Genomic DNA, 12,615 nt, shown 5'->3' on the forward strand with positions numbered 1-12,615 from the left:
TCGAGAATTTTGCTCCGAAACTGGAAAATTTGCTCGCAATCGCCGCTCAGCACCCCACACCTCCCACGCACAGCACACCCGCCCAATATCCACCACCCCCATACCCAAAATCAATAAAACAAAATTACAAAAAAGGTATCATTTTCTGAAACAATGTTTTATACTCTTAATTAATAAGAATTATCTGAAAAATAAACAAGTATTTAACAAATTTAACTGGATGGTGATACATGTTCATCATAATAGAAAAGGAGCCATCTCGATTGGAAAAATAAACAACAATGTAAAGGCTTACATAGTGAGTCCATTTTTAAAAAGGGAGGTGAACCATTGTCCAGTAGCCGCTCAATCCTTAACACAGAAATGCGTAATGATAAGTCTGATCAGCTTCACCAATTCTCGACTATGGACATTATCCAGTTAATGAACGAGGAGGATAAAACAGTTCCGGAAAACATACATCAAGTTCTTCCTGAAAGTCGACAAGTAATAGATGTTGCCGTAGAAACCTTACAAAAGGGAGGAAGATTATTTTATTTCGGAGCTGGGACAAGTGGTCGATTAGGAGTATTGGATGCATCGGAGTGCCCGCCAACATTTGGAGTGCCTCATGATTTAGTGAACGGAAAGATTGCAGGAGGGGATCGAGCTTTACGATTTCCCATAGAAGATGCTGAAGATAGCAAAGAAACTGGAGCTAATGATGTGAAACAATCGGTTTCCAGCAAAGACATGGTCATAGGAATTACATCAAGTGGTAAAACCCCCTATGTGTTAGGAGCTATAGAAGCAGCTAATAGATTACATATTCCTACTGCATCGATTAGTTGCAATACGAATTCACCACTTTCGAAGCTGGTAGATTACCCTATTGAAGTGTTAGTTGGACCGGAGATTGTCACAGGTTCTACAAGGTTGAAAGCAGGAACTTCGCAAAAAATGATCCTTAACATGATTTCAACTACCGTTATGATTAAGCTCGGTAAAGTTTATAGGAATCTTATGGTCAATGTTCAAGCATCTAACGAAAAGCTTAGGAAACGTGCCATTTCAATTATTCAGGAGCTAACCGATGTCACGGAGAAGGAAGCAGCTTTTTTTAGTAAACAAGCGAATGGAGACGTTAGAGTAGCTTGCTTAATGATTTTGTTAGATGTGGATGCAGAAAAAGCTGTCCACCTTTTAGAACAGAATAACCAACATTTCTCACACACGCTTAATCAGCACCACCCCAATAGGAGTAACACAAATTAATGGATGGAGAGGAGGGGAAACTATTTTACAATTACTTACCGAAGTATTGGATAAGAAAAAACGGTTAGCTATTGGTCTGATGTCAGGTACATCATTGGATGGAATTGATGCAGCTCTTGTGGAAATAGAGGGAGCTGGTCGAACAACGAAGGTTTCTCTCATAGCATTTGAAAGTGTTTCGTATAGCCAAGAAGAAAGACAAGTATTATTAGCTTTATGTGATCGACATCAATCAACTGTCGATAAGATTTGTCGGTATAACGTTGAACTGGGGAAGAAGTTTGCAGAAGCAGCTGTAGCTGTTACTGAAAAGGCAAATCTAACATTAGCAGATGTTGACTTTATTAGTTCTCATGGACAAACCATCTATCACATGCCTGACCATGCAGCTACTTTTCAAATTGGAGAATTATCCGTTATAGCTGAACAAACAGGATGTTTAACAATCGGTGATTATCGACCATCTGATATGGCAGTAGGAGGCCAAGGAGCACCGCTAGTTCCATTTGTAGATGACCTTCTTTTTCGAGATGAAACAAAAGGCAGGATCCTTGTAAACATAGGAGGGATTAGTAACCTTTCCGTTTTAGAAGCAACGGGTTCAGAAAAAGGTGTACTAGCTCTAGATACAGGGCCAGGCAATGTATTAATTGACGCCGTCGTGCAGATTGGCTCACAGGGAGAAAATATCTTTGATGAAAATGGTAGTATTGCCGCATCTGGTCAGGTTGATGAGAAGTGGTTGCAAGAAATTGTAGATCAGGATTACTACTTAAAAATGGATCTCCCCAAAACAACAGGTAGAGAGCTTTACACTTGGGAGATGGCTGAACGTCTTTATGAAGAAGGACGAGAGAAACGTTTAGCATATGAAGATATAGTCGCTACCATTACTGCCTATACAGTACAAGCTATTTCCTATCATATAAAAAAGGTAGTAGATCCTCAATATGATACACACGAACTGATTGTTGCTGGTGGCGGTGTTCATAACAAAACGATATTGGCTGGGCTACAGGACAATCTCAGTCAATCAGTTAGAACCTTAGATGAGCTCCATTTTTCTAGTGATGCAAAAGAAGCTATCACATTTGCCATCCTAGGAAATGAGTATTTGCATGGACATCCGAATCATTTGCCTTCCGCAACAGGTGCCAATAAAGAGGTATCAATGGGCAAGCTTGTATTACCTTCCGCCTTAACGGAAGGAGAACAATAGATATGATCAATAGGAAAGGTATAGATGAGGTGATGGAAGAGGGAATCACTAGTGATTTATTCCCTGGTGCTGTTTGCCATATCTCCAAAAGTGGAGAGACCATTTATCACAAGGCGTTTGGCACAGCTTGTCACTCAACCCGGGCAAGTGTTAAACCCAATACCCTTTTTGATATAGCATCATTAACAAAGGTTGTGACGACTACTCTCATTTTAAAACTTGCTTCTGAAAAGAAGGTTAACATTGATGAGAGGGTTGGAACCGCATTACCAAAAATACACTCATACAGCCACTTAACCAATAGACTATCAAATGTAACCATACGAGATTTGTTGATTCATCAATCAGGTTTACCAGCATGGTTCCCTTTTTATAGTCGCTTCGATTCCAGTTTACTTGAAATATTGGAAGATATAGCTTTCCAAACTGAACCAGTCCAAGGAATGGTGTATAGTGATTTGAATTTCATGCTCTTAGGAGAGGTTATTCAATACCAAGCAAATAAGACTCTTGACCATGCTGTTGAGACCGAGATTGTAGCACCATTACATTTAGAAACACTATCCTATCATCCACTTCATGTTGCTCCCCTTTCATCCATTGCTGCAACAGAAAAGGGTAACAGAACGGAACAGGGCATGTGTAGGAAACGAAATATTGAATTTTCTAGTTGGCGATCAAACGATAGCTGGATTCATGGAGAAGTAAATGATGGGAATAGTTTTTACTTTTTTCAAGGCATTTCAGGACATGCAGGTTTGTTTTCAACTGCGAAGGATCTAGACAAAATTGGGCAACTTTATTGGAGAAAAGGAGGACCTATTTTATCCAATGAGCTTGTTCAAGAAGCAAGCACAGACCAAGGAAATGGAAGAGGCTTAGGATGGCAATTTGATTCCATGTTCCCTAGTGGCTTTGGACACACAGGTTTTACGGGTACGTCGCTTTGGATTTGTCCAGAAGAAGAATTAGTATGTGTGGTATTGACGAATCGTCTTCACCAAGAAAAGGCGGAGTCGATTAATGGATTTCGAAGACAGCTTCACGAACGGATATTAAATCAAATGAAGGAGATGAAAGCATGACCAAAAAAATAAAGATATTTTCGCTTTTATTGCTTGTAGTTATGGTGATGGCAGCATGTTCCGACAATAATGCTTCCAGTGATTCGGACTCAGATTCAGATTCCGGCGGAAATAGTAAGGACGCTAATCAACTATTGAAAATAGGAAATGACCAAGAACCAGCAGGACTCGACCCCCATAAGGTACCAGCGCACTCCTCCATTCGAATTTATGAAAAAGTATATGATAGTTTACTAACGTTCGATGAAAATATGGAACTACAACCTGAACTTGCAAAAGAATGGGAGCAGCCAGATGATACCACATATATCTTTACTCTCAGAGAAGGTGTAACGTTCCATAACGGAGATAAAATGACAGCAGAAGATGTGAAATATAGTTATGAACGTATTTTAGATGAAGAAACAGCTTCCATTGCTAAGTCTTATTTTGACAAAGTAGAGTCCATCGAAGTGATGAGTCCTACTAAAATTAAGTTTAACTTAAGCGAAACGTATGCGCCATTTTTATCCTATGTAGCTAGTACGAATGCTGCGATTGTCTCGAAAAAGGTCGTAGAAGAAAACGGCGATCTTATGCAGGTAGCAGTTGGTACTGGGCCGTTTAAATTTGAAGAGTGGAAACCGGATAACTATGTAGAGCTTTCTAAATTTGAAGATTATTATAAAGAAGGTCAACCTAAACTAGATGGAATTCGTTACATTACGATGAAGGATGAATCGGCTCGTTTAGCAGCGATTCGTACGGGTGAAGTTCACCTGACAACACTATCCTCACAATCGATTCCATTAGCTGAAAAAAATGAAGACCTAGAAGTGAAAGGCTATCAATCTACTGAGTATAGTTATGTAGGTTTCAATGTTGATAAAGAACCATTTAATAATAAGAAGGTTCGCCAAGCAATCAGTTTAGCTGTAAATCGTCAAGAAGTAAAAGATATTGTATGGAAAGGCGATGCGATTCTTTCCGGACCAATACCTGAATCAATGGGTAAATGGGCTATTGATGTAAGTGACCAAGAGCTTTATCAGCAAGATATCGAGAAAGCGAAGAAGTTATTAGCTGAAGCAGGTTACGAAGACGGGTTTGAAACGGTGATTTCGACAGCATCTACGTATCCAGATATGGTCGATACCGCACAGCTACTACAGCAACAGTTTGAACAAATTGGTATCAAAGCAGATATCAAGCAGCTTGAATGGGGTCAATATATCGATACATGGAAGTCTGGAGATCACGAGATGTTAGTAGGTAGAAATAGTTCAGGCTCTGACCCTGACCGTTCCATTTCCTTCTTCTTCTCTACGGATGGGTCAGCAAACGTTTGGGGATTCTCTAATGACAAAATTGATTCTTTATCTGAAAAAGGTAGAACCACAACGGATACGGCAAAACGTCGGGAAATCTATAATGAAGCACAGAAGAAATTAATTGAAACATCTCCTAATCTGTTCTTAGTTTCTCCGAAGAAGTTCTTTATCGTTCGTAACAATGTTGAAAATTACACACCTTCAGCAAATGAACCAGAGAACTTTAATGAAACGATTATTAAACAATAATTTATAGGGAGGGGGTTTCACATCGAAATCCCCTTCTTCATTAAAGGTGTGAATGACTATGATTGCATATACTATCCGAAGACTGCTCATGTTAATACCTGTGTTATTTGGTATCTCTATTTTCATTTTCCTCATTATGAAAATGATTCCAGGGGATGTAGTGAGCACTATGTTGGGCACGGAAGCAACGGATGAATCCAGGTCACAACTTGAAAAGCAATTTGGCTTGAACCTTCCAATCTATCAACAGTATTATAATTGGATTTCCGGGGTATTGGTAGGCGATTTCGGGGTGTCTTTGAGAACAGGAAAACCAGTGCTTGGGGATATTTTAAATCGTTTCACCTTAACACTTGAGCTAACACTCTTATCTGCTTTTTTATCCTGGATTATAGCGATTCCACTTGGCATTATTGCAGCTATTAAACGTAACACTAGTACCGATTTTGGTGTGAGGATTATCTCTTTGCTTGGGGTGTCCGTACCTAACTTTGCATTAGCAACGTTATTGTTGCTGATCTTGTCGGTGTTCTTTTCCTATTATCCTCCTTCCTCCTATGTATCGTTAGTGGAAGATCCAGTTAAGAATCTCCAAATGATGATTCTTCCTTCTATTGTTCTTGGTACAGCGATGGCCGGTGCTGTTATGAGGATGACAAGATCAACCGTGCTAGAAGTGCTCCGCCAAGATTTTATTCGAACCATTAGAGCTAAGGGTGCAAGTGAGCGTGTTGTCATCTTTAATCATGCATTAAAAAATGCCATGATTCCGATTCTGACCATCATTGGTATGCAAATTGGTGTGTTACTAGGTGGTACAGTCATCATTGAACAAATCTTCTCTTTGCCTGGTTTAGGGCAAATGGTACTTACGGCTATTAATCAACGGGATTATCCAGTTGTGCAAGGTGCTGTGTTATTTATAGCGTTCGTATTTGTGATGATTAATCTCATTGTGGATCTACTGTATTCGTATTTAGATCCAAGAATCACATACAAATAATCAGTTCATGCGAATCAGCTAATAGAAAGAGTGGGATATATGAGTGAAATCATTTCGAGACTGAAGAAGGATAAAGTGGGATTAGTTGGAGTTATTGGCGTATTGCTTGTACTAGTAATGGGATTTATAGGTCCTTTAGTTACGCCGCATGATCCTACGGAAATGTATAAAAGTCATACATTAGAAGGACCAAGTGCCACCCATTGGTTTGGAACAGATGACTTTGGTAGAGATATTTTTAGTCGAGTTATGCAAGGGGCAAGAGTGTCTCTATATGTTGGGTTAATTTCAGTAGGTATAGGAGCGACATTAGGTTTTCTTTTTGGACTCATTGCTGGATTTTTTCAAGGATGGGTCGACAATGTCATCATGAGAATCATGGATATTTTGTTTGCCTTTCCAGATATTTTATTAGCGTTAACCATTGTAGCTGTATTAGGTCCAAGCCTGCGAAATACAATGGTCGCAATTGGAATCGTATTTACTCCTGTGTTTACCAGAACGGTAAGAGCTGCCGTTATCTCCGTGAAGGAAATGGAATTTATTACGAGTGCCAGGTCCATTGGTGTGAAAACACATAAGGTCATTTTTAAGCATGTCTCCCCAAATATTTTAGCGCCGTTTATCGTGCAAATCACATTAGCATTATCTGGAGCTATCTTAACAGAAGCTGCTCTTAGCTTTTTAGGTCTCGGAATCCAACCACCAGAGCCATCATGGGGATCCATGTTGAATGCGAGTCGTCAGTATATGGAGATTGCACCGTGGATTGCGATATTCCCAGCCATCTTCATTATTATAACCATCTTTTGTTTTAACCTTTTAGGAGATAGTCTTCGAGATATTCTTGATCCAAAACTAAATTCATAGATGGCAGCGTTAGAAAGGAGTGAAGTTATGGATAATGTACTCGAGATAAAAAATCTCCATATAGATGTAAAAAAAGATGATTCCACCTATAATGTCGTGAAAGATGTAAATGTTTCGATTGGGAAGCAACAGATTTATGGCATTGTGGGGGAGTCAGGTAGTGGGAAAAGTTTAACGGCCTTATCCATTATGGGCTTACTTGCAAATCCACCTCTTCATGTCTCGAAAGGAAGTATTACATTTGAGGGCAATCGAGAGTTGTTGGATATGTCTTTTAAAGAGATGAAGAAAATCCGTGGAAAAGAAATTTCTATGATATTCCAAGAACCTATGACGGCATTGGACCCTTTGTTTACGATTCAAGACCAGTTAATGGAAGCGTTGAAATTCCATACAAAACTCTCGAAATCAGAAATGAAACAGGCATGTATGGATATTGTAGAACGAGTCGGCATTCCAAGGCCAAAAGAGGTTTTAAAAGATTATCCTCACCAACTCTCTGGAGGTATGCGTCAAAGGATTATGATTGCGATAGCTATGCTTTGTAATCCCAAATTGCTTCTAGCAGACGAACCAACCACTGCCCTGGATGTGACCATTCAAGCACAGATACTAGATTTGATGAAGGAGCTTCGAGAAGATTTTGAGACCTCTATTTTAATGATTACACACGACCTTGGTGTTATCGCGGAAACATGCCAGCGAGTAGCAGTCATGTATGCGGGAGAAGTTGTGGAAGAATCTGATGTGGTAAGCCTATTTCATTCCCCTAAACACCCTTATACAAAAGGGCTGCTGAAATCAATGGTGAGCGGTAATCGTCACGATGATTTGTATTCTATACCAGGTAAAGTCCCATCTGTAGACCAAATGCCTTCAGGTTGTAGGTTCGCTACTAGATGCCCACATGTTATGGATATATGTCATACCCAAACCCCACCTGTACAAGAGGTGGAAACAGATCACACGTGCCAATGCTGGTTGTATCAAGAGGAGCTGGTGAAAAATGGCTGAACCTTTATTGAAAATTGAAGAACTAGAAACATTTTTTCCTATCAAATCAGGTATCTTTAAACGGACTGTGGCTCATGTGAAAGCCGTGAACAATATAAGCTTTGATGTTAAAGAAAAGGAAACGTTTTCTCTTGTTGGTGAAAGTGGGTGCGGGAAGTCTACGCTTGGGAGGAGCATATTACGGATTTTAGAACCTACTGGGGGAAAGGTTCTTTTTGATAATGAGAATATATTAAATTATTCTTCTAGTGAACTACGTAAGCTAAGAAGAGATGTCCAGTTGGTTTTCCAGGATCCGTATAGCTCATTAAACCCAAGAATGTCCGTACGTGAGCTAGTGTCTGAACCACTATTTACACATTTCTCGATTAGTAAAGAAGAAGCCAATCAACAAGTCGATGAAATGCTTGAAAAAGTTGGCCTCCCTCTCGAACAAGCTGAACGGTATCCCCATCAATTTAGTGGTGGTCAAAGACAGCGAATCAGTATCGCAAGAGCCTTCATTTTAAAGCCGAAGTTTGTCGTAGCAGATGAGCCAGTCTCAGCACTTGATGTATCTATACAAGCGCAAATTTTAAAATTACTTATGCAGCTTCAAGAAGAATTCAATATGACGTATCTATTTATTTCACATGATTTAAATGTCGTAAAGCATATTAGCGATCGTGTTGGTGTCATGTACTTAGGAAAAATGATGGAAATGACCGATACGGATTCCATATATGATCAGCCACTCCATCCATATACACAAGCATTGCTATCAGCTGTCCCGAAATCAGATCCTTTAGAAGAAAAAGAGCGTGTCATTCTAAAAGGAGACGTACCTAGTCCAGCCAACCCACCAAGCGGTTGCCCATTCCATCAACGTTGTCCAAAGGCGATGGATGAATGTACAACGATAGAACCGGAATTTAAAGAAGTGAAGGAAAATCATTTTGTAGCCTGTCATTTATACTAATTATGGATGAGATCATCTCTTTGTAGATGATCTTTTTCTATATGGATGTGGATGGAGTGCGGATTGGCTGTGGAGTGGCACTGTGACGGCGGTGTCGCGGATATAATGTGCAGGTTGCCGATATATCCAGAAAGTCGCCGATACCTCGTAGGCAGGTGGGCGCGCATAGCATTATCGCCCCAAAATAGCGGTCGCTCTTATTTTGAAAAAGTCGCTCCAATTTTCGAAAACTCGCTCGCAAAGGGTCTCCAGCGCCCTCCGCATTCCCTTCCTCACACCCCAGTTGCTCCGAAATTCGAAATTCTGTCGGAAATCGAAAATTTCGCTCGCAACCTCTGCCCCTCCCGCCAGCTCTCACCCATCCCTATCCCCCATAAAATTTCATAAAACAAAATTACAAAAAAGGTATCATTTTCTGAAACAATGTTTTATACTCTTAATTAATAAGAATTATCTGAAAACGAGGTAGCCAATATGACTAGTCAACTACAACTGATCCAAGAACATCTTGAAACGTTAAAGCCTTCTGAGAAAAAAGTGGCAGCGTATATTTTACAGCAGCCGGAAGAGGTGATGAATTCATCCGTTCATAAGGTAGCCGAGCAGACAGAAGTGAGTGTGGCGACGATCGTTCGTCTGGCCAAGAAGCTGAATTGCAAGGGATTTCAGGATTTGAAATTAAAAATCGCCTATGACATGGCGAAAGGAAATCATGAGAAAGAGTACTATGAGGATATTCCGAAAGAGGATTCAATTCAAGGTCTGATGCACTCTGTATCGCAAAGTAATATCCAATCCATCCAAAATTCGATGCAGGTGTTATCGGAGGAAGAGTTGGAGAAGGCGATTGATCTCATCTCGAATGCCCGTATTGTTGCGATTTATGGCATTGGGGCGTCAGGGGTGATTGCACGAGATTTCAAGCAGAAGCTGACCCGTATCAATAAATGGTGCGAGGCTGCGGAGGATCGCGATACGCAGGTGACGATTTCCGCAAATTTAACGGAAGCGGATGTAGCGATTGGCGTCTCCTACTCAGGGCAAACGCTCGACATCATTGAATCGCTCAATGTTGCAAAGGAAAATGGTGCGAATATCATTTCCCTCACCAAATATGGGGAGAACGATGTGACTGCGCTGGCTGATGTGAAGTTGCAGACGACATCGCTTGAAGGAGATATTCGAAGCGGGGCGACGAGTTCGCGAATCGCGACGCTTAACGTAATCGATATGTTGTATCTTGGGGTGACTCGATTCAATAAGGAAGACAATATCGAAGCGCTTGAACGGACGAGAAAAGCAGTGGAGGTTTTGAAAAAGAATGTATGATGCTTACCTAACCAAGTTGGTGGAGGACGGGGAGCTTCCTGGAGGCGTTCTGCATATTCAGCACAAGGGAGTTTCCATTTTTGAAAAAGCATATGGTAGCTATCTGAATCGATACGAGGAGGAGCAGCCCATTCAACAGGATACCCTTTTTGACGTAGCTTCGTTAACAAAAATTATGGTGACGCTCCCAGCCATTTTAAAGCTTGTTGATCAAAGTCAGATAAAGCTGGACGATCCAATCCAAGTCTACATACCAGCATTCAAGCATAAAAACGTTACCATCTACCATGCCTTAACGCATACAACTGGATTACCAGCTGACTTAGGACGCATTAAACGAAATCAACCGCAAGATATCCTTCAGTTGATTGTAGAGAAGGATCTAATAGAGGAACCAGGTACCAAAACGGAATACAGTGACCTTGGCATGATTATGCTGGGGCACCTTGTTGAAAGGGTTAGTGGAATGAAGCTTGAAGATTTTGCAACGGAAAATCTCCTCAAACCATGGGGGTTAACGCAGACAATGTTTCATCCTAAGAACCAAACGAACATAGCATCCACTGAAAAAGTAAATGGCACCTACGTTCAAGGCGAGGTGCATGACGAAAAAGCCTACCATCTAGGTGGTGCTGGAGGTAGTGCGGGGGTATTTTCCACGGCAAAAGACGTAGCGAGATTCGGTCATTTGTGGCTGTATCCGCATAAGCAGGACGTCTTGTCGCCTGCACTGATGAAAAAAGCAGCTACTCATTTTTTCAATAATAGAGGCCTCGGATTTGAGGTTTGGAGTGGTGAAGGAAACGAGCTTTCGTGCGGAAGGAGGTGGTCAGAAGGTAGCTTTGGCCATACCGGGTTTACGGGCACAAGCTTATGGGTCGATCAACAGGAGGAGTTAGTGGTCGCATTGTTAACCAACGTCGTTCATTACGGGCGAAACCATAACATGAGACAAATTAGACCAGAACTTCATTCGTTGATTCATGAATCACTTATTTAATCAAAGGGGGAAAATAGTAATGAAATCTTTGAAAGCGTTTACGTTTATCGCATTGTTAGCTTTTGTTTTTATCCTATCGGCCTGTTCATCTGATAGTGAAGCAGGTGGAGAAGGCGATGGAGAAGGAGAAAATGCAAGTGAAGATACGGTTAAATTGACGATGGGAAGTTGGCGAACAGAAGACAAGGAAAGCTACCAAAAAGTTATTGATAAGTTCCAGGAAGAAAATCCGAACATAGAAGTTGAATTTAAGCCATCGAAAAATACCGAATACAACACGATTCTAAATACGGCTCTAAAAAGTGGAGAAGGGCCTGATATTATTCACCTTCGTCCGTATGCACCAGGAATTGAGCTTGCTGATAACGGCTACCTTGAACCACTAGATGATTTGGAAGGACTAGATAAATTCCCAGAATCCTCTTTAGCTGCATCTAAAGGATCGGACGGCAAACAATATGGAGTACCTTTGAATATAAGTACGACGCAGATTTTTTATAACAAAAAGATTTTTGAAGAGCTTAACCTAGAAGAACCGAAGACGTGGGAAGAGTTCATGCAAATAAACAAGACATTGAAAGAGGAAGGCTACACACCAATTTCTCTTGGTACAAAAGAAGGTTGGTTGCTGTCGTTAGCTCATGGCATGATTGGTCCAGCTCACTACGGCGCTAATGAATTCGTCGATAACATTACAGCTGGCGAAACATCGTTTACGAGTGACAAATTTGTGAATTCCATCAAGGCGATGGATGAGTTGAAGCCATACCTGCCTAAAAACTATGAAGGCCTAGGCATGGAAGATATCCGTACGATGTTCTTCACAGGGGATTCCGCAATGTTCCCAATGGGAAGCTGGGAAATCGAAGTCCTTCGTGAAATGAATCCTGATCTAGAATTAGACTTCTTCCCAATGCCATCTGCAGTTGGAAAAGAGCCAACAATCACGACATGGGTAGATGGATCGTACGCAATTAACGCCAACTCGGAGCATAAAGAAGCGGCGAAAAAGTTCCTTCAGTTCATGACAACAGAAGAGTTCGGAAAGATGTTTACAGAAGAATTCAAGATGATCAGCGCCATCCCTGGTATCGAATCTGAGGATCAGCTAGTAAACGATCTAGGTAAAGCAGCTGATGAAAACTCTACACCATACTTGTTCCTTGTTCACTTTTCGGGAGGAAATCCTTCTACGAAAACGACGATTGAAACAGAGCTACAAGGCATGTATCTAGGCGAGCGAACTCCTGAACAGGTTGCTGAAGCTGTACAGAAAAACGCAGAGTCTTGGTATGAACCATTACAAAAATAAGTAAGGGGCGGT

The 12,615-nt window shown here is 40.9% G+C and carries 11 protein-coding genes; all 11 read left to right on the forward strand.

Features of this window, described 5'->3' with window-relative positions; translation table 11 throughout:
- Positions 1–330 precede the first annotated feature (330 nt).
- The 11 genes from murQ to GLW08_RS11315 all read left to right on the forward strand — a co-directional run bounded on the left by murQ (position 331) and on the right by GLW08_RS11315 (position 12,603).
- Positions 331–1,254, forward strand: coding sequence for an N-acetylmuramic acid 6-phosphate etherase (gene murQ / locus GLW08_RS11265; RefSeq protein WP_202410164.1), 924 nt, complete (start codon positions 331–333; stop codon positions 1,252–1,254).
- A 46-nt stretch (positions 1,255–1,300) separates the two neighbouring features.
- Entirely contained in the window at positions 1,301–2,473 is a 1,173-nt protein-coding gene (locus tag GLW08_RS11270) for an anhydro-N-acetylmuramic acid kinase (RefSeq protein ID WP_237458407.1), read from the forward strand.
- Between the two features lie 2 nt (positions 2,474–2,475).
- Entirely contained in the window at positions 2,476–3,558 is a 1,083-nt protein-coding gene (locus tag GLW08_RS11275; RefSeq protein ID WP_160848751.1) for a serine hydrolase domain-containing protein, read from the forward strand.
- The gene (locus GLW08_RS11280; protein ID WP_237458408.1) at positions 3,555–5,117 is read left to right on the forward strand and encodes an ABC transporter substrate-binding protein; all 1,563 of its coding nucleotides are present in this window, start codon (positions 3,555–3,557) and stop codon (positions 5,115–5,117) included. The genes GLW08_RS11275 and GLW08_RS11280 overlap by 4 nt, the downstream gene beginning before the upstream one ends.
- A gap of 58 nt (positions 5,118–5,175) precedes the next feature.
- Positions 5,176–6,120: an ABC transporter permease gene (locus GLW08_RS11285; RefSeq protein ID WP_160848752.1), complete on the forward strand. Its 945-nt coding sequence runs from the start codon at positions 5,176–5,178 to the stop codon at positions 6,118–6,120.
- 39 nt (positions 6,121–6,159) lie between these two features.
- Positions 6,160–6,990, forward strand: a complete 831-nt coding sequence (locus tag GLW08_RS11290; RefSeq protein WP_160848753.1) for an ABC transporter permease — start codon at positions 6,160–6,162, stop codon at positions 6,988–6,990.
- A gap of 27 nt (positions 6,991–7,017) precedes the next feature.
- Positions 7,018–8,004, forward strand: coding sequence for an ABC transporter ATP-binding protein (locus GLW08_RS11295; RefSeq protein WP_160848754.1), 987 nt, complete (start codon positions 7,018–7,020; stop codon positions 8,002–8,004).
- Entirely contained in the window at positions 7,997–8,962 is a 966-nt protein-coding gene (locus GLW08_RS11300) for an ABC transporter ATP-binding protein (protein WP_160848755.1), read from the forward strand. The genes GLW08_RS11295 and GLW08_RS11300 overlap by 8 nt, the downstream gene beginning before the upstream one ends.
- Before the next feature lie 474 nt (positions 8,963–9,436).
- The gene (locus tag GLW08_RS11305; RefSeq protein ID WP_160848756.1) at positions 9,437–10,291 is read left to right on the forward strand and encodes a MurR/RpiR family transcriptional regulator; all 855 of its coding nucleotides are present in this window, start codon (positions 9,437–9,439) and stop codon (positions 10,289–10,291) included.
- Entirely contained in the window at positions 10,284–11,291 is a 1,008-nt protein-coding gene (locus tag GLW08_RS11310; RefSeq protein WP_160848757.1) for a serine hydrolase domain-containing protein, read from the forward strand. The genes GLW08_RS11305 and GLW08_RS11310 overlap by 8 nt, the downstream gene beginning before the upstream one ends.
- A gap of 19 nt (positions 11,292–11,310) precedes the next feature.
- Complete coding sequence (locus tag GLW08_RS11315) at positions 11,311–12,603, forward strand: ABC transporter substrate-binding protein (RefSeq protein WP_160848758.1); 1,293 nt, start codon at positions 11,311–11,313, stop codon at positions 12,601–12,603.
- The last annotated feature ends 12 nt before the right edge of the window (positions 12,604–12,615 follow it).

Origin of the sequence: Pontibacillus yanchengensis (assembly GCF_009856295.1) — a bacterium.
Lineage (GTDB): Bacteria > Bacillota > Bacilli > Bacillales > BH030062 > Pontibacillus > Pontibacillus yanchengensis_A.

Excerpts from the sequence above, each read along its gene's own strand:
- GLW08_RS11285 (WP_160848752.1), top strand. The coding sequence starts at position 5,176 with ATGATTGCATATACTATCCGAAGACTGCTCATGTTAATACCTGTGTTA.
- GLW08_RS11280 (WP_237458408.1), top strand. The coding sequence starts at position 3,555 with ATGACCAAAAAAATAAAGATATTTTCGCTTTTATTGCTTGTAGTTATG.
- GLW08_RS11305 (WP_160848756.1), top strand. The coding sequence starts at position 9,437 with ATGACTAGTCAACTACAACTGATCCAAGAACATCTTGAAACGTTAAAG.
- GLW08_RS11315 (WP_160848758.1), top strand. The coding sequence starts at position 11,311 with ATGAAATCTTTGAAAGCGTTTACGTTTATCGCATTGTTAGCTTTTGTT.
- GLW08_RS11290 (WP_160848753.1), top strand. The coding sequence starts at position 6,160 with ATGAGTGAAATCATTTCGAGACTGAAGAAGGATAAAGTGGGATTAGTT.
- GLW08_RS11295 (WP_160848754.1), top strand. The coding sequence starts at position 7,018 with ATGGATAATGTACTCGAGATAAAAAATCTCCATATAGATGTAAAAAAA.
- GLW08_RS11275 (WP_160848751.1), top strand. The coding sequence starts at position 2,476 with ATGATCAATAGGAAAGGTATAGATGAGGTGATGGAAGAGGGAATCACT.
- GLW08_RS11310 (WP_160848757.1), top strand. The coding sequence starts at position 10,284 with ATGTATGATGCTTACCTAACCAAGTTGGTGGAGGACGGGGAGCTTCCT.
- GLW08_RS11300 (WP_160848755.1), top strand. The coding sequence starts at position 7,997 with ATGGCTGAACCTTTATTGAAAATTGAAGAACTAGAAACATTTTTTCCT.